Source organism: Priestia sp. BR_2, assembly GCF_041954005.1.
GTDB classification, from domain to species: Bacteria; Bacillota; Bacilli; order Paenibacillales; family Paenibacillaceae; genus Paenibacillus_AQ; species Paenibacillus_AQ lautus_A.
Genome location: NZ_JAVFHM010000229.1, coordinates 212,034 through 229,192, shown reverse-complemented (window position 1 = coordinate 229,192; position 17,159 = coordinate 212,034). Strand labels below are relative to the sequence as shown.

The 17,159-nt window shown below is 45.1% G+C and carries 15 protein-coding genes and 1 pseudogene; 3 read left to right on the top strand and 13 right to left on the bottom strand.

The features are described 5' to 3' along the window. Both RB298_RS19070 and RB298_RS19065 read left to right on the top strand, forming a co-directional pair. A pseudogene (locus tag RB298_RS19070) lies at positions 1-510 on the top strand (PQQ-dependent sugar dehydrogenase); the annotation flags it as partial. Continuing rightward, on the top strand, positions 507-728 hold the full coding sequence (locus tag RB298_RS19065; RefSeq protein ID WP_486048014.1) for an ATP-binding cassette domain-containing protein: 222 nt from the start codon (positions 507-509) through the stop codon (positions 726-728). The pseudogene RB298_RS19070 and the gene RB298_RS19065, both read left to right, overlap by 4 nt. Positions 729-855: 127 nt before the next feature. On the opposite strand, the gene RB298_RS19060 is transcribed toward RB298_RS19065, so the two are convergent. From RB298_RS19060 to RB298_RS19035, 6 genes are all read right to left on the bottom strand, one after another. After that, entirely contained in the window at positions 856-1,707 is an 852-nt protein-coding gene (locus RB298_RS19060) for a phosphotransferase (protein WP_486048012.1), read from the bottom strand. Positions 1,708-1,815: 108 nt separating this feature from the next. Further along, complete coding sequence (locus RB298_RS19055) at positions 1,816-2,322, bottom strand: DinB family protein (RefSeq protein WP_375120454.1); 507 nt, start codon at positions 2,320-2,322, stop codon at positions 1,816-1,818. Between the two features lie 372 nt (positions 2,323-2,694). Continuing rightward, positions 2,695-3,750, bottom strand: a complete 1,056-nt coding sequence (locus tag RB298_RS19050) for an ankyrin repeat domain-containing protein (RefSeq protein ID WP_486048010.1) — start codon at positions 3,748-3,750, stop codon at positions 2,695-2,697. A 379-nt stretch (positions 3,751-4,129) separates the two neighbouring features. Next, entirely contained in the window at positions 4,130-4,603 is a 474-nt protein-coding gene (locus tag RB298_RS19045; protein WP_486048008.1) for a hypothetical protein, read from the bottom strand. 342 nt (positions 4,604-4,945) lie between these two features. Next, positions 4,946-5,407 (bottom strand): hypothetical protein, encoded by a 462-nt coding sequence (locus tag RB298_RS19040; RefSeq protein ID WP_096776009.1) that lies wholly within the window; start codon positions 5,405-5,407, stop codon positions 4,946-4,948. 440 nt (positions 5,408-5,847) lie between these two features. Beyond that, positions 5,848-7,239: a family 4 glycosyl hydrolase gene (locus RB298_RS19035; protein ID WP_486048007.1), complete on the bottom strand. Its 1,392-nt coding sequence runs from the start codon at positions 7,237-7,239 to the stop codon at positions 5,848-5,850. A 173-nt stretch (positions 7,240-7,412) separates the two neighbouring features. Here RB298_RS19035 and RB298_RS19030 point away from each other — a divergent pair, with 173 nt between their 5' ends. Then, a complete protein-coding gene (locus RB298_RS19030) occupies positions 7,413-8,264 on the top strand; it encodes an AraC family transcriptional regulator (RefSeq protein WP_486048005.1) in 852 nt (283 codons plus the stop codon). 390 nt (positions 8,265-8,654) lie between these two features. Here RB298_RS19030 and RB298_RS19025 read toward each other — a convergent pair whose 3' ends face one another. The 7 genes from RB298_RS19025 to RB298_RS18995 all read right to left on the bottom strand — a co-directional run bounded on the left by RB298_RS19025 (position 8,655) and on the right by RB298_RS18995 (position 16,955). Continuing rightward, positions 8,655-9,737 (bottom strand): Gfo/Idh/MocA family protein, encoded by a 1,083-nt coding sequence (locus tag RB298_RS19025; RefSeq protein WP_486048003.1) that lies wholly within the window; start codon positions 9,735-9,737, stop codon positions 8,655-8,657. An 18-nt stretch (positions 9,738-9,755) separates the two neighbouring features. Beyond that, entirely contained in the window at positions 9,756-10,739 is a 984-nt protein-coding gene (locus tag RB298_RS19020) for a Gfo/Idh/MocA family protein (protein ID WP_096776013.1), read from the bottom strand. A gap of 40 nt (positions 10,740-10,779) precedes the next feature. Then, the gene (locus tag RB298_RS19015) at positions 10,780-11,568 is read right to left on the bottom strand and encodes a phytanoyl-CoA dioxygenase family protein (protein WP_096776014.1); all 789 of its coding nucleotides are present in this window, start codon (positions 11,566-11,568) and stop codon (positions 10,780-10,782) included. Positions 11,569-11,662: 94 nt separating this feature from the next. Next, positions 11,663-13,354 carry an extracellular solute-binding protein gene (locus RB298_RS19010; RefSeq protein WP_332295283.1) on the bottom strand — a complete coding sequence of 564 codons (1,692 nt, stop codon included), beginning with the start codon at positions 13,352-13,354 and terminating at the stop codon, positions 11,663-11,665. A 59-nt stretch (positions 13,355-13,413) separates the two neighbouring features. Further along, complete coding sequence (locus RB298_RS19005; RefSeq protein ID WP_096776016.1) at positions 13,414-14,334, bottom strand: carbohydrate ABC transporter permease; 921 nt, start codon at positions 14,332-14,334, stop codon at positions 13,414-13,416. 33 nt (positions 14,335-14,367) lie between these two features. Continuing rightward, positions 14,368-15,318, bottom strand: a complete 951-nt coding sequence (locus RB298_RS19000) for an ABC transporter permease (RefSeq protein ID WP_096776017.1) — start codon at positions 15,316-15,318, stop codon at positions 14,368-14,370. Positions 15,319-15,812: 494 nt separating this feature from the next. Beyond that, complete coding sequence (locus RB298_RS18995; RefSeq protein WP_176502533.1) at positions 15,813-16,955, bottom strand: GntR family transcriptional regulator; 1,143 nt, start codon at positions 16,953-16,955, stop codon at positions 15,813-15,815. Positions 16,956-17,159 lie beyond the last annotated feature (204 nt).

Sequence of the window (17,159 nt, the reverse complement as noted above, 5' to 3'; positions counted from 1 at the left end):
TTTATTAACTTGGGCTGGCGCGGGTGGGAAGGTGCTTTTCCGACCTCGATCATCACCGCCTGCTCTGCAAGTCCGGCTTTGAACGAGAAAACCATTGCTTATTACGAGGAAGCCGTAAGAACTTCCGTACGGCGTCTTCAGCCTTTGACAAGTTATTTTCATGAAGATTCCCGAACCGATAAGTTTGGAGCAACCGCACTTACAGGAGTACAGCCCTATATGGGATGTGAAATCCCCTCTCTATCAGGAAACGTTGTGTTTACCGATCTGGCTCGAGGGCCTGAATCTCAACTTCCCGTTAGAGGGGTCTTAGCTTACACCAAGGTAAGAACGGATGGTAAGCTAAATGATTTTCATGTTATTGAAACCGATGATCCGTTTGGGTCTCAATCCGCGTATTATGTTAGTCTGGGTACGAATCTGAATCAAACCAGACTCTATTTAGGGGTTTATGGCTCGGTGAAAGTGGCTGATGCTAACCAAGGTACCGTTTTTGAAATTATTCCATGATTCATAACGAACCAAATCCGGCCAGAATGATGGAAAACGTTATTTCGTTCAATAACGTATGGTTCCGGTACGATTCGCACCAGGATTGGACACTTCGGGAAATCAATCTAACCCTTGATGAAGGGGAATGGCTAACGATCGTGGGTGGTAACGGTTCCGGAAAATCAACGTTAGTAAGGGATTACTTGAATAAGACGGGGCAATCTGCCAATTCATAGCCCAACACATTGCAATGACGCCCCACTCGTTAGGATCGGTACGCTTGCGCAGCTTTGTATGGCCATTCCTCCTCGAAAACCCTCTGCCGGACCGAGGGCCGGATGGCCCCCAGCGTGAAAGAATTGCCTACACTCGATTTTTCTGTTTCCCAAAGTCTCTTCTTATCTCTGCAACCAGCTTCTTCTTCTCAACATCAGATATGGCATCAGCAGACAATTTCCGTGCTAAAATCGGTATTATCCAAGGCTCTACATCATAAGAAATCCCAGAGAGTCTATAGTATTCGTCCATAAATATGTCAATTAGATTCTCACGAATCGAATCAAACATATCTCTAGTTTCCTCGGGAAAGGAGGACGGCAATACGGCATATCGAATCATTACAATATACTCAGCAATATCTGCTTCAGGATTTCCTATGGTTGCATTCATCCAGTCCAACAAGATTGCTTCTCCGTCATCCTTGACGATTACGTTGCGTGGATTTGGATCACCATGACACAGGCATTGTTTCGTTTCTAGCGATTCTAATAAGGAAATTGCGCTCTCTTTTTCACTGGCACTCAGGTAATTAACACTCAAAATGTTTGATTTTATTATGCTTTTCTGGCAAGGCAATTCCTTACCTTCAGCTAATGCTTGGTGAACGCGAAATAGTAGTTGAGCTGTAAGCTGGACGTCCGCTTGTTTAACTTCGTTGTTATGGCTAACGATAACCTGATTAAAAAAACGCTCCATCATAGTTTTACCTGCAATATGTTCGAATACAATCCCCGGTCTTCCACTCATTTTCGTTAACTCAAAAGGCTGAGGAATAGGGAGTCCACATTCCCAAGCGATGCAATTATTCAAATACTCTCTTCTTAAAGCTTCGAAACTTGTATTCTCTTTGGCTAGTTTTATGATTCTATTATTCCCTACTTCGAAAACCTCAGAGCATCCACCTTCTCCGATTTTTTGTCCTAATGTATATAACATTAAAGGTAACTCCTGTCTTTTAGGTTTTTGTTATTTCGGCTAACGTTAATGTATTCACGACGTCCAACTATAGGTTGTATCCACCTTTTTTTCGAATATGCAGCTTATTTACTTAAGTCTATCTATAATTTCATTTATTTGATTAATATGCCTTTGTTCATGTAAGTACAGTGATTTAACCCATTCAATTAATAACATCTCATTAAAGACTGGGTGTATAAAATGTCTTCTACTCAGCACTGACTCGTCTTCTACTGTATTTAATAGCTCAAGTAACTTCTGTCTTGAATTGTTTAGTTTCTCAATGATCTCTTCATATTCTAAAAATTCATCCGTTGGTTTGGCAATGTCAGGAGCTTCTAGCTTTTGACTTCTATCAAGCAGAAATTCGACTGATTTATTTTCTATAAACGAATCTTCTTTGCTCTTTAACCCTTTCTTTATAGCTACGACATATAATTCCTCTGTTTTAAAAAGGTGTTGACAGACCTGACTAATACTCCAACTGTTTAAGTCTTTCTGTTGGTTTAATTGATCTCCGCTCAACCCAGTAAGAATTCCAAATAATTCGTCTCTGGTCTCTTTTAATTTTTGTTTGATTTCTTGAAGCTCCATAAAAAACTCCCTTTCTTTAATATTTTGCGGATATTTCCTATAACGTTCTTGTATTCACGAATCCTAACCCCTTAAAGGAGCAGAGCGACAGGTGGTGCAGGGTTGTCTGCCTGAAATGACTTCTTCCATGTCTCTGGCAGACCAAGGGGTGTAAGCCGCGTTTCGTGAATATGTTGTTATCAGATGTCAATATCTTCTTCGAGTAATTCTACAACGCACTTCATTAGTTCCTTCATTTCACTTCGCTCTTTACATTTCTTATGTATTAAATTTAAATAATATCCCCTTTTTCTTAGCTACGAAGTGCTTAGAAAAAGGGAATGTATTCTGCTTAAAAATGCTTATTATATACATTGATAAGTCGAATATATGTTATCGCTTATAGTCAGGCTGCTCCAGAGTAATAGGATTCGGATTGCTGAGAACCCAATGCACTGCCAGCTCGCACAGTCTCGCAGGTTCATCGCTGCCATTTCCGTTGTGCAGTTCATTCGCTAATATTCCTGCCTCCTGAAGTGAAGCGGGATTTAATGGTGTACCCAAGCTAAAGTAATGTATCAAACGATTGAGCATTTTACGATATTGATGATCCCAATTCATCCCGCCATTATCTATAATTTCGTATGACACTTTACCAGTAATCCGGATAACCTCACCCTGTACGGTTTTCGCATGTCCTTTTGAAGGAATGAGTAAATTCCAGAGTTCATGATGCTGTGCCTGCCATCCCTTTGTTGATACTGTAATCGAAGAGTCGCCGTCGTGCGTCTTTCGCTTTTCTACTGGAGGAACATCAAATAGCTCATATAGACGTAAAAGTGCCTCATCGGTTTGATTCAAATATTCTTTATTAAAACCTTCTCTGTGAAATTCAAAGTCGTTTCCGATTCGCTTAATAGAGTCTTGCATCTCCGGCGTTACAGTTGTTCCAGCGTTTAACAAAATATCGGCAACTTCCGCCATATTGACAATGTCCGCGTTCCTGCACATGGCCAAAGCTTTTTCTAATGGAGTCTGTCTAATTTTATTTATTGCGCTGATATTAGCGCCTTTAGCAACCAACGTGTGAACCGCTTTTGGTTTAAATGAACCTGCGGCGGCAAATAACGGTGTCTCGTTCTGATCATCAACGGCTTCCAGATCTGCACCCAAATCAAGCAGCAGCTCCGTATGACCACACCAACTCATGGCATGTTTGTGCAGAGGCGTTGCTCCGTAATTGTCTCTAGCATTGATATCAGCACCCTGTTCCACGAGCCAGCGAACCAATTCATTCGGTACTTGGTAAAAGCTCAAGGCTGTTGATTTACTGTAACCGCCACGGGCATCCAATTCGCATCGGGTAAATACCTCTTGTAATGCGGATAAATCGCCTGCTTCAATGAGTTCATCAAAATTTTTCGGTAAGGTTTTTTTCTTCTTGCCCATATGTGCTTTCTCTCCTGACGTCAGAATTTATATATCTTCTTCTTTTCCCATTTTTCACTCGGACCGAGAGGCGAATAGCCCAATGCGTCAATAATAAAGATTGTATCTACCCTGCTTGCAATTGGACTTTGCAATATTAATAACTTCCCATGAAAAACATAAATGATTTGTTGGTTTAATAAGTTGCACTAATTTCTGATAACGTTCCTTTATTTACGACGAGAGCCGGCCTTAGATAGCTCCTATCTTAGGTCGGCTCGATGTCATCCGAGTTATCTTCCATGATTATACATCGGACGATCGAGGGGTGTAAGCCCCCGCAACGCGAATATTATGTTATAGATGTATCTCCTGCCTTCTTGAACTGCTAACATGATGTTTATAAAGCGTCATAATAAATGTTTTTTATGTATTTTCGATCCCCATAACGGATTTCTTTTGGATAATCTTCGCTGCTGATCTCCAACTTCAGTAAATCATCATGACTCTCTTTTGTTTTACTTTTAATCTCTGCCCCAGAATGAATATTATATAGTATATTCCTTATCTGTTTATCATATTTAATTTCACAACGCACTCCTAATTTCACCATGTTATGCTGATCGGTAAAATCGTTAAACAAATCTATTAATATAAAACTATCCTTATCATCTTTCTTAAAAAAGACAAACATGTCTCCCTTTCCTGCCCTAAATGGTCCTTCACCATAAGATAAATACTGGTTATACAATTCCATCTTATTAAAACCAATATCTAGTTGTCTCATTATTTCTTCTAAATTGAATACCTCGTCCGTATCATCTATCAAATCAAAAAACGGTAGATAAAAAGAAAACTCAATATATCTCTTCATACTTAATTCCTTTCATTTCCCTCGGCGCTTTTTAAATAAATATAGAGAAGTATGCTTCCAAAGAATGATATTTCAACTGCCCCGGTAAGAATCCTCATCCATCGCGTTTCTTTAAAATCAAATAAGATATGTCCTATACAGTATACTGCCGATAGCATGATAACCCATTGAAGTAGTGACTTTTTCATTCGCCAGTCTCCCCCTCTTAGTGACTAAATAGTCTAATAACCCTTAATACTTGATTAAGGTAGCCTACACTGCAAAGTATGATTGTGGAATTTTGGAGTTTAAAATGAAACGGACTAGCGTGACTAGTCCGTTTCTGTTGTTCTCATATTAGGTCTATTGAACTTCTAGTGCTTTTTTAATTTTATCATTCAAATCTTTATCTCTCGATATAGTAATGTATTCGTCCGATTTATTAAAATAATTCTCTGAGCCTAGGATTAATAGTTGTTCTACACCATTCTCTGAAACGACATATTTATATTCCCCACTATCAGTTGCTTCCTCTACTACAATATCTATTTCCTTGCCGTTCTTATGTTCAAGATGTACAAGTTCGAATACTCCCATATCAGATTTAATGTACATCGAGTAATTAGGATTTGTATTGAAGAATGCAGTGTACTTAGAATTATGAATTTCTTGAATTTTGAGCCCCTCATTGTTTAAAAGATCAAGTATATCCTTAGCATGTTGATATTCGTTTGGTACAACTAATGGTTTTGATTCCTGTTGCGAACACCCGAGAGTCAGGGTGCTTAAAATGAACACGAAAATGATACAGATTTTTCTCAACAAAAAATCACCTCTTGATCATATACTATTAGTAATGTTAAACATTTACAAGTTCATAAGTTCACTAACGACCGGTTTTTTCCTGTTTCGATATCCAGCACTACGCTACAATACCCATCAGAGCGTTGGAATTGCCTCTCGTTTCATTGGAATGGTATCCGTTACAAATAAGGTTTTACACGAGTCTTTGCGGCTGTCTAAATACTGTTTCAACCATACTTAACACTACCAAGTAAATACAGCTGCCACTTGAAGCATGCCGGCTCCACGCAATTCGGCCGTATTAAACCAAAGACCACAAGATTCCTGATTAGGGAATCTTGTGGTCTTTTCGCTCTGCTTTTTTAGTTTCGGCGGTAACCTGAGAGCAAATGCTTCACTTAGAACGAATGGCTCCCTTTAACCGGGGCTAAATGTACTCCGCATTAACTTTTAAGTTCAGGTCAATCTTCGTACCAAGCGTCCGGGATCATCTCACGCTCCAGTACCAGCAGTTCTTTGATGATCTGGTCCGCGTCGCTGATGGAATTCACGAGCGGATCCGTCAGCATCGCTCTCCTCAGCTTCTCGTAGCTCTGTTCCACGACGGCCTCAGCCGTAAGCTCATGCGTATCCAGCACAAGCTCCTGCATGCCTCGGATTCCCCGCGGCATCTCGCCTACGTGGACCGGCTTCGCCCCATCCATGCTTACGTCGCACAGCAGCTCCAGGAACGAGTCGTCGCTCATGTTCGTTACCGCCCCGCGGTTGAGTGTATTGATGAAGAACCGCTTCCCCAGATTTCCCACCATATTCTCGATAATGTCCGTCGCATGATCCGGGCCGAAGGTGCTCATGTAATCGGCAATCGGAATGTTCCCCGAGAGGAAGTCGTCCACCTGGCGCCACATCTCGTCGTGTCGCTGATATCGGTCCTCCGTCTCCCAAATCGATAACGGCGGAATGGAATCCTGCGTCTTGCCGAGAGCTTGCCAGTACCGGACATACTCCTTTGTATGGGCCGTGCAGGTAGGAATGTACCCGAAAATATCGTACAGTTCATATGTGATGGCGTCGTTATGAAGCGCTTTTGCGCCCTGGTCTCCGCCGTTGTTCTCTTCGCCAGCCGCCTTGCGCATGGCCTCCGCAATCGCAGGCATGACATTCTTTCCTTCGAACTCCGCTTTCAGCAGCCAAGTGAAATGATTGACGCCGGCGACGCGGAAGTCGAACTTCCGGTCAATCTCCGCGGTGAACTCGCTTTGGTCCCCGATAATGCCGGCCCGCACGGCATAATGGGCCTTCTTATGCGGCATATGATGGCTGTCGCACAGCGCGAACGATTTTAGCTTCGGCGCATATCGGTGCAATGCGATACCATGGACGGTAGATGGGTTAATATAGTTGATCACCCAGGCGTCGGGGCACAACTCCTCGATGTCTTTGGCGCATTCCATGATGACCGGAAGCTCCCGCATCGCTCGGAATATGCCGCCCGGTCCGATCGTATCTCCGGAGCACATGCGGATGCCGTACTTCAAAGATACTTGGCAATCGATCCCCCGATATTTCACCGACTGTTCGGCAAAGCTGAGTACAACGAAGTCGGCCCCGGGAAGCACCTGTCTTCGGTCCGTCGAGCCCTCCACCTTCAAGGAGACGTTGTTCTCCCGGGCCACCATCTGGGCAAGTCGCACCATTTTCGACAGCCTCTCCTCATCCGTATCGACCAAAGCAAGCGTTCCCCGATTCAGGTAGGGGGAGTGGACCATCTGCCATATGGACTGACGACCGAAAAACAGGCTGCCTGCCCCGATGACGACCACCTTCGGCTGCTGCATGTTGGAACCATTCATGATTAACCCTCCTCATAGGATATAAGTCCATTATAGGAGAGTGGCCAAAAAGCGGAATGTACGATAGTTATCAAAACATGTCATATAGTATGATAATTCACACCTCATAAATTCTTTAGTATACTTGTTTAAAACCAATAATGTCATACGGTAGAGGAGACAGTGGAAATCCGATGTGCGCCAAGAAAATGAACATGAGTATAATCAACGAACTCTCGGAGTATATTAGCCTTCGGATGAGCTCTTATTCGGAACAAGCTCATGATCCGGGCTGGATCGAACACAAGTCGCATCCCGATTACGATCTCTGGTTCATTCAATCGGGCTCGGTGAAGATCACCATCGACGGGGTCGAACATACGGCTGTCCCGGGGGACGTGGTGTTTTTTTACCCCGATATGCCCTATATCGCCTCGACGACCGAGGATGTTTGCCGGTTCTTATACATACATTTCGATTTCGGCATCGGAGAACAACAGCGAATTTTGGGCGAGTTTCAACTCCCGGGTATTGTGGCAGGCGACCTGATCCGGGAAGAAGCAACGCTGTTCACCAAAGCCTATCATCGATTGAAGCAAAGCAGCGGGACGTCGGGAAACCAGCTCTACTTAAAGGCTTCTCTTCTCGTCGTAATGGCTAAAATTCTCGAGCTTCACGGGCATGGGGCCTACGCCGGCAAATTTCTGAATGGCAGGAAGCCGAGAAAAACAGAAGGAAGCCTGGATGTCCTGCAGGACGTATTCCAATACGTGGATGCGAACTTGCAGCGTTCCATTCGGATGAACGAGCTCGCGGCGATTGCCGGCGTCTCCGAGAAGTATTTTATCTCCTATTTCAAGAAAAGCGTGGGCATCACGCCGGGGCAATACATTTCCCAAATCAAAATGAACCGAGCAAGGGATTATCTCTATGAAAAAAAATATACGATCCAGCAGATCGCCGGCTTCCTCGGCTATCCGGATCCGTTCACATTTTCGAAAGCGTTCAAGAAATATTACAACGTGCCTCCTTCGAAATTCGAGTAGCCAGCACCCCCAGATTGTCATCGGATAAACCAAGATTTATTCCAATGCATTCTAAGAGGTGCACCTCAGCTACAACTAGCTCTGAAAAGAAGCCAAGGTAGCCGTGTTCGCAACTCCAATCATCGTGATGATCAAGGTATTCACCATTGCACCGAGCCAAATGTTTCCTGTCAATTTGTATAAGCTCCGACTAATCATGGCCGCTGCAAATAATAAGAAAATAAAGGGAAGCAAAACCATCGGATAAAGTCTCGTCTCCTGCCAGAATGAATTGCCCGTCGTAAATAAAACAGCATACTGGATTCCATTGATCAACAGTTCATCTAGGGGTTCAGACCGATGACGCAAATAAAAAAGGAGATCCCCGCCTTCGCGGAAATCTCCTGGTCCTTATTCTTTATCAAAATAAACGGTTGTTCCTGTTTCTGCGGATATATACACGGCCTCTAATATTTGTGAAACAATCATCGCTTCCCTCGGTTTAACCAAGGGTTCGGTATCGTTCACGATACTGTGAATCCATTGTTTGGCTTCATACTCGAAATCGGTCAACTCTTCTCCCCTGAATTGTTCTCGCGCATTCGGATTCACCTCGATTTTATTCAGGAACAAGCTTCCGTCCCGCTCGCCATTGATCCGCAGTTCATTTTTAGCAAAATCCGCTCCTCCCTTCGTTCCGCACAGCAGGTTGCCGCCACCTTCCGCAATGTTAAGGGCCCAGCTGGTTTCAATGATGACCGTCGCTCCGTTTTTAAATTTCACATACCCGAAGGCCGAATCCTCTACCTCGAATTCGTTTGGATCCCAGGCCCCCCATTCGTTCGCGGCATTTTCGGTATACTTCAGTTTATGGAAGACACTGCCGACGACGCTCTCCGGTTCATAGTTATCCATCAACCATAGGATCAGATCCAGGGAGTGGGTTCCAATATCGATCATGGGACCGCCACCCTGCTTCTCTTTATCCAGAAACACGCCCCATGTCGGAACGCCTCTTCTTCGGGTAGCGACCGCTTTTGCCAAATAGATATCTCCAAGTTCCCCATCGGCAATCATCTTTTTTAACAGCTGGCTTTTGGCGTTGGAACGATTCTGGTACCCGACGGTGAGCTTCTTGCCTGTTCGCAAGTGGGCTTCGTACATCGCCTTGGCCTCCGCACCTGTGACGGCCATTGGTTTTTCGCACATGACATGTTTGCCGCTTTCGAGCGCATCAATGGAAATCGTCGCGTGCGAGCTGTTCGGTGTTAGCACATGCACGACCTCAATCTCTTCAATGGCAAGCAGATCGTTGTAATTCGTAAACACCTTAGCGCCTTGCGTGCCGTATTTTTTCGCGGCTTCCTCGGCTCTTTCCGGCTTCAAGTCGCAAAAGGCCACCATCTGCACGTTGTCTAACTTGGATAAACACGGCATATGTTTCCCGTTCGCAATCATTCCGCAACCGATGATCCCTACTTTTACGGTTCTCATGGAATTCCCTCCCTCGCGTTATTTGAACTCTACCGTTCGGTTTTCCTTATGAGCGATGTATGCCGCTTCCAATAGCTCCGTCAATTTCGTTCCCTCTTCCAAACCGAAGGGCATCGGCTTGTCATGAATCAATGCATCCGCCCATTGGATGATCGGAAGCGGCTGCTCTTTAGGGAGTTGAGTGGGTGAGATCCATCCGGAAAAGGGGGAATCGAGCTTCTTCGAGATGACTCTAACGGTATCATCCGAGATCATCAAGGTGCCCTCCGTACCGTAAATCTCAAGTGCAGAAGGGGTTCTGTACGTCACAAGGCTTGTTTCGACCAGTGCGACCGCATTGTTGACGAACTCAATGGAGCACTGCGCATTATCTTCCACTGCACGATGGGTGAAATAATGAAACATGGAGGTGATTCGTTTGGGCTGACCCAACATCCAGCTGGCTAAGTACATCGGATGACATCCCAAATCCATCATCGCTCCGCCGCCGGTTTGCTTCTCGTCGTACCAGTATTCCGGGAGCCAATTGTTCAATGCGCCGTCGTGGCCGTTCCGAATGCGCAAAAGCGTCACGTCCCCCAATACATGGTCATCGATCAGCTGCTTCGCGAACAATTGGTGAGGCCTTGTGCGAGCCGGAAATGAAATGCAGAACTTGACGCCTGCTTTGCGTACCGCTGCAGAAATCCGATTACATTCTTCTACGGTAAGAGCCATGGCTTTCTCGGTAAAGATGTGTTTGCCGGCCTCAGCGGCAGCTACCATGACGTCAGCGTGCATGCTTGTAGGAGCATCCACCACGACCCCATCGATGTCTTCCCGCTCTAGCAGCGTATCCAAATCCGCTTCAAAATCCGTTCCCATTTGGGCAGCCCATTCGCTTCCCCGTTCAGGCTGTTCGTCCCAGACTGCCGTGAGCTTGACGTTACCGTGAGATAGCAACCTTCTTGCATAATCATCTGCATGCACATGCCACTTACTTAACATCGCAACGTTCAACATGCGTTTCCCCTCCGTCATCGTTTATATTTTTTACAAGATTTTAGTTTTCTTCAAAGGGAGGTGGCGTATAACTTGCTCCAAATGGCGCATCAGGCCTTGAAAAATCCCCCATTAAAGCTCTTCGCACAGGCGTAGTTCTTTGCATAAAGTTGACATCGTTATGAAAACGGTCCGAGGGCTTTACCCACGGAGGGCTATAGATGTAATGCATGGTATAGCGGTCGTAATCCCAATTATGTTCGTGCGCCCGATGCCATACGGCGTTGTGAAACACCAGGACTGATCCTGCAGATGCACATACCACATGGCTGATCGGCGTACCCGAATTTGCAGTCCGGATCGAATCCGGTAGTGGAACGAGACTGCGGTGGCTGCCTGGAATGAACTCCATATTCCCCATGCCGGGTTCTTCCTGATCGGTCAATAAAAATGAAGCACGGAGCTGAATAAGGGGGACTGGGTACCCCAGTTTCTTAAAATCGAAAGCGCTGGATCCGTCCTGATGCCAGCCTCCCATCCTCCCCCTTGCCGGCTGCATCGTATTCCACCCGGACTGCATAATGAATCGATCGCCAAGTAAACCCCTTATCTTCGGTAAAACCGATGGATGATCCATTAAGTTTTCAAGAGCGTGTTCAGACTCATATCCTCTGCCGACTTGACCCCAACCGACCGTACCTGCCGCTTCATGAATTCGAATGGATGCCTGCAGGCATTCTTTGACCTCTTCTTTCGACAGCACATTCGGAATGACAAAATAACCCCACGACTCGAACATAAACTTATCGAGTTCAGTGAATGCGCCTGCTGAAACGACCGGGTTTAACATGAGTTGTCCCCTCTCTTGCATATTTAAAAGAAGACTGACCTAGTATTCATGAAATATTCGGGATGGCAGTGACACCATCCCGCAAACCTCTTCACTAGAACCCGACATCATCACGTTCTGCAGCTTTTTGAGCCACGAACTCCGCCATTTCTTCCACGCCGGCCGCTCTGAATTTTTCTTGAACGCTATGAAGCATATTGAGAGCTTCTTCATCTGACCCTGCAAAAAACGCTTTCTTAAATTCCTCATCGAAATTCAAACTACTGGTTTTATCGATATATTCCTGATATTTAGGCCACTCTCTTGCAAGGTAGCTGGCGCTTACTTTGTCTATGATTTTGATAGGCATTTTTGCCGAGAAACTTTCCTCCAGCTTTTGCCACTCCGTTTTTTGATCTTCCGGCGTAGGCCAAGTGACTTCAGAGGAGAATGCTCCGATGAACCTTCCTGGAAGATAATTAAGCCCTGCGTCTCTTTTCAGATCCGGGTTTTCATCGAATTGTTTTTTCACATCAGAGATCCATTGGGGTACCCCGTTTTCCATCGTGTAGTGCGTTCCTTCGATTCCGAAATATGCAAGCAATCGGCCTTCTTCGCTGTTGACATAATCAATGTACCGCAATGCGGCATCGGGATCTTTGATGTTAGCGCTTAAGAAAAGGACAGGGAATCCGGAACGGCCGGGTTTTTCCACTTGCGTTCGAATCTCTCCGCTCTTATTCTTCATCGGCCCGAGTAGTTCATATTGCATTTCCGGATTCGTTTTATACAGCGTTTTTTGTAAATCAACTAACATAGGCTGGGCTCCGAATACGGCAAGCTTGCCCGTCGTCAGCTTTTCATTCGCTGTTGTACTCGTATTGTTGAAAGCTTCAAGATCAAACAAACCTTCCGTTAATAACTTTCTCATGTATAACAACCTAGCTTCATGGTCCTTGGACTGCGTCCAGTGAATCAGTTTTCCGTCCACTTCACGGTAGTCCGAAATCGTGTAATCCGTCCATCCGGCAAGGAATTGGCCGTAATCCCACCCGTTCCACATGGTTCCGGCAGGAATGACCGGCTTCCCGCCAATATCCTTGAAACCGCCGTCTCGGATCTTGATCAATAGATCCACTAGTTCTTCTTGCGTATCAATATCCTCCGCTTTTACATTTAAAGCTTTCAGGATATCTCCCCTGGCAAAAAGGCCGTAATTCCAATTATGAATGCTCTCAGGGGTACCGTCCGGGGTCTCAGTAGGAATGAGATACGTCTTGCCTTCGAATTCGGGACTATTGAGATCGAACTCGGCAAAATCCTTCGCGATCCCGGTAGTCACAAGTCTTTTAATATTCGGGTATTTATCGAGATAAGGGGTTAAATCCAGAAGCTGCCCTTCCATGGCCGCCTTCTTGATGACTTGTCCTTCTCCTCCTGTCGTAGACCAGAAAGGTGCGTTAACGATATCCGGAACCGTACCGGAAGCAAAAATGGTGTTTAGCTTTTCTACTTCGCTTGTCGTGATGGATTCCAGTTTCAACGTGACCCCGGTTTTTTCCCTGATCTGCCCGGCTACGGGATTATTCTCCTGGTCCTGCGGGAAACCGGCTCCGCCACCGTTCCAAGCACTGAGGAAAGACAAGGTCACCGGTTTTATTTCTTCAGTACCTTGCTCCTTCGGACCTGTGTCAACCGTACCTGCATCCTCCCCTCCGCCTTTTCCCGTACATGCCGTCATGGTTGCTAGAAGCAGTAAAGCGATTAGTGTCATGCCAAGAACACTCCTGCGCTTGTTCTTCCTCATCCTACAATCCCCTTCCATTGGAAGTTTTTTTATATAAAAGGCATAGCCTTCTATACCGACTACTCCTTAAGAGAACCTACCAGTACGCCTTTCACAAAATATTTCTGAAGAAACGGATACACACAGATGATCGGCGTCGTTATAATGATGACGAACGTCATCCGCAAGGCTTCCGGCGTAACGCCTCGCAGTTCCATCTGCGTCTCTGTCATGTTTTGTATGGCGGATCCGCTATTTCCCGACGACGAAGTCATCGACTGGAAAGACGCTTCGCTGATCATCTTGTTCAGGAACGTAGCGGCAGGCTGCAGCTTTTCATTCTGTATGAAAAACTGACCGGTAAACCAGTCATTCCACACGCCCACCCCGACAAACAAAGCAATGGTAGCAAGCACCGGCATCGATAGAGGCAGAATGATTCTGGCAAATACGGACAACTCGCTTGCGCCGTCGATTCGGGCGGATTCCGACAGACCTTCAGGGATCCCGTCGAAGAAGGTTTTCATGATAATCGCATTGAAAAAGTTATATAGGGACGGCAGCACCAGCACCCAAAACGTATCCAGGATGTGGATTTGCCGGAACAGGATGAACGTCGGAATCAGTCCGCCGCTGAACAACGTGGTAAAGAAAAAGAAGAATACGATGTATTTTCTTCCCGGCAAACCTTTCCGCGAAAGGGCGTAGGCTAATAAGGCCGTCAAAAATACGGAGGCAACCGTAACCACAAGGGTTCGGGTAATGGAAATATAGAAGGAATTTAGGATCAACGTGTTGCTAAAAGCTTTTGCATAGTTTTCTAATGTAAACACTCTGGGGAAAAAATAGATTCCCCCCTTCATCGCGTCGTAACCGTCATTGAAAGACAGGGCTAGAAAATAGATAAATGGATATAGCGCCGTAGCGCAGAATAAAAGCAGCACCGCATAGTTAAGCGTCATATACATTTTGTCTGCCGGCGACAGCCTACTTCCACCCATAACACACACCTCCTCATCTTCAGTACTAGCTGATCACCATAACGATACGTTACTCACGCGTCTGGATATATTATTGACAGCAACGATGAGCAGAAGCGAGATCGCAGATTTGAATAAACCGATGGCCGTGGAATATGCTAATTGCCCCTGTTGGAGGCCTGTTTTTAAGACATAAGTGTCCAAGATCTCCGAGACGCTTAAGGTTGCCGGGGACTGCATCAGCCAGATTTGGTCAAAACCCGCGTTCAGTATTCCGCTGAGTGAGAAAATAAGCAATATGGCGATCGTTGGCGTAAGACATGGAAGCGTGATCTTGAATAGTTTGCTCCACCTTCCAGCCCCGTCGATTTCCGCAGCTTCATACAAATGTGGATCGATATTCGTTAACGCGGCTAAATAAATGATCGAACCCCAGCCTACGCCTTTCCAGATGTCGGATATGAGGACCAATGGATAGAATAATTCCGGCTTTCCCATAAAAAAGATCGGATCCAAACCCATTTGGTACCGAATGTCATTGATAAGCCCTACGTTCGGAGACAGGATTTTTTGAAGCAAGGTAACGACAACGACCCACGAAACGAAGTGCGGCAGATAGGAAATCGTTTGAAACACTCTTTTGATTTTTTTGTGCATGACGGCATTGAGCATTAAGGCTAGGATCAAGGGAGCTGGAAATCCGAAAATAAGTTTAAGGGCACTAATGGATAACGTATTTCGGAGCACATCGTAAAAACTGGAATCGTTTAAAAACTGCTCGAAATATTTAAATCCTGCCCACGGACTCCCCAATATCCCCAAATTGAATTTGTAATCTTTGAATGCGATGATAATGCCGTACATCGGATAGTAAGCAAACACCAAGAACCAGATGATAGCAGGAAGCAAAAATAAGTATATGTGCCTGAAATACCATATTCTAGTTAGTTTCTTATTCTTTTTTAATTGCTCCAATCCAGGGATAAGAGCACCCTTTGGTACCATTCTCCGAACACCTCCTACATCTTCGTCGTACGGTATATAGCGACTGTCTCCCCCTCCTCCATTGCAAGCGGTTTCAATTTTATAGTTTAAATATATTCAATATGGTGTAGGAATCATTCCACAATTTCCTCATTTGGTTAAAAAGTAACCTTAAGTTATAGATAAACGGGGCAAAAGCCCCTATCCCCAACCTTTTTTCAGGTGTTTTTATTCCTTGTCAAGGATACATTATATTCAATATATCCTTATGAAATGGTCTGATAAAAAGTAATATTCTGAGATGTAGCGACCTGTGTAGGGTTTGATGAGCTTCTGCTGGATTTCTTTATCGATTTGATTTTGGGAAACTATTATGGGGGGGATTTCATGAGAGGAAGTTATGGCTGACCTAGTAAAAGAGTCCGCGCAGCCATCGCTTGCATTGTCAGGCTCGAATAGAAAGCGCATCGGACTCGTTATTAGGTTGCATATATAGGAAGAAGCGGGTGTTGGTATCAGAAAGTGGATGCAACGTTTTTTCCCGTCGTCTCGCCAATGACCAATTCCGGCTCCACTAGGGTTTTAAAGTATTTTCCGTCTTGCCCGTCATCACTGTTAATGACCTCTAGCAGCGTATAAGCCGCACGGTAGCCCATGTCTCGTTCAAATTGTTTAACATGCGTAAACGCGCCGTATCCTTCGATGATGGAAGTGGGATCGTCAAAACTGATGATGGATATGTCCTCAGGCACCTTCAATCCGGCTTGACGCGCAATCTGATAGATTTTTACCCCAAGAATTCCATTAAGCGTAATATAAGCCGTTGCCATCCGATTTTTGATATAGCGGTACAATGGATGGGTTTCAGCTTGCTCAAGGCTTCCGATTTCAAAACCGGTTACGATATGGGCAGGGTTAATGAGTGCCCCCTTTTCCTTGAAGGCATTCATATATCCATCGATCCGTTCTTGAACAGTTACGGTTTGTATGGGCGAATCGGAGCAGATGGCGATATCACGATGCCCCAGCTCCCACAGGTAATTGACCGCCATGTTAGCGCCAAGCCTGCCGTCCGATGCGATATAATGCGTTTCCACCCCGGGAAGGTAACGGTCGATGAGAACAAACGGAAACCCCGCAAATTTCATGCTTAATATTTCCTCGTTGAATAGTTCCTCGTCCACCGGGAAAATCAGCAATCCCTCTACTCCGATGTTACTGCATGTCTGGATCGCCTCTTTTTCCTTATCAATATCGCCCTCTGATAAATAGATAACGCAGCGGTAATCGTTCTCTTTCAGCGCTTGCTGAATACCTTGTATAAGTCGAATCGTAAAATAATCATAAATGCTGGGCATAATGAGCCCGATCAACCGCGTCCCCATTTCTCCGCTAGTCTTATGGACAGGTTTTACGGTACTTATAGAAGGAGTGGTCGGCATCTGAGATTCGGGCTCGCTTACAAAAGTCCCCTTTCCGGGCACCCTGGTTATGATTTTTTCGTTAACCAAGCCGGCCAAGGCATTAACGACCGTAATCTTGCTTACTCCAAAACGCTCCATGAGTTCCTTTTCCGTAGGTATACGGTCTCCAACCTTCAGTACCTGCGACGATATCAAGTCGCGTATATACTCTTGAACCCTCTGATACAAAGGCATTCTTTCCGTAGAGCTCAACCGAATCACCACATTTCATTCAATATGTTTAATATATACGTTACGAATGGCGTAAGCGTTTTATTCCATGCTCTAATCATGGAAACAGCGGCAGCCATGGACGAGAAAATCATGTCCTGACTGCCGCTGTTTATTTATTGATCTATCATATTCGTTAGCTTGCGCGGGAAAATCAAAATTTGGAGG

What these genes read in the sequence shown, in the direction of transcription:
- RB298_RS19065 (WP_486048014.1), top strand. Translation starts at nt 507, where the DNA reads ATGATTCATAACGAACCAAATCCGGCCAGAATGATGGAAAACGTTATT.
- RB298_RS19060 (WP_486048012.1), bottom strand. Translation starts at nt 1,707, where the DNA reads ATGTTATATACATTAGGACAAAAAATCGGAGAAGGTGGATGCTCTGAG.
- RB298_RS19055 (WP_375120454.1), bottom strand. Translation starts at nt 2,322, where the DNA reads ATGGAGCTTCAAGAAATCAAACAAAAATTAAAAGAGACCAGAGACGAA.
- RB298_RS19050 (WP_486048010.1), bottom strand. Translation starts at nt 3,750, where the DNA reads ATGGGCAAGAAGAAAAAAACCTTACCGAAAAATTTTGATGAACTCATT.
- RB298_RS19045 (WP_486048008.1), bottom strand. Translation starts at nt 4,603, where the DNA reads ATGAAGAGATATATTGAGTTTTCTTTTTATCTACCGTTTTTTGATTTG.
- RB298_RS19035 (WP_486048007.1), bottom strand. Translation starts at nt 7,239, where the DNA reads ATGAATGGTTCCAACATGCAGCAGCCGAAGGTGGTCGTCATCGGGGCA.
- RB298_RS19030 (WP_486048005.1), top strand. Translation starts at nt 7,413, where the DNA reads ATGTGCGCCAAGAAAATGAACATGAGTATAATCAACGAACTCTCGGAG.
- RB298_RS19025 (WP_486048003.1), bottom strand. Translation starts at nt 9,737, where the DNA reads ATGAGAACCGTAAAAGTAGGGATCATCGGTTGCGGAATGATTGCGAAC.
- RB298_RS19020 (WP_096776013.1), bottom strand. Translation starts at nt 10,739, where the DNA reads ATGTTGAACGTTGCGATGTTAAGTAAGTGGCATGTGCATGCAGATGAT.
- RB298_RS19015 (WP_096776014.1), bottom strand. Translation starts at nt 11,568, where the DNA reads ATGTTAAACCCGGTCGTTTCAGCAGGCGCATTCACTGAACTCGATAAG.
- RB298_RS19010 (WP_332295283.1), bottom strand. Translation starts at nt 13,354, where the DNA reads ATGAGGAAGAACAAGCGCAGGAGTGTTCTTGGCATGACACTAATCGCT.
- RB298_RS19005 (WP_096776016.1), bottom strand. Translation starts at nt 14,334, where the DNA reads ATGGGTGGAAGTAGGCTGTCGCCGGCAGACAAAATGTATATGACGCTT.
- RB298_RS19000 (WP_096776017.1), bottom strand. Translation starts at nt 15,318, where the DNA reads ATGGTACCAAAGGGTGCTCTTATCCCTGGATTGGAGCAATTAAAAAAG.
- RB298_RS18995 (WP_176502533.1), bottom strand. Translation starts at nt 16,955, where the DNA reads ATGCCTTTGTATCAGAGGGTTCAAGAGTATATACGCGACTTGATATCG.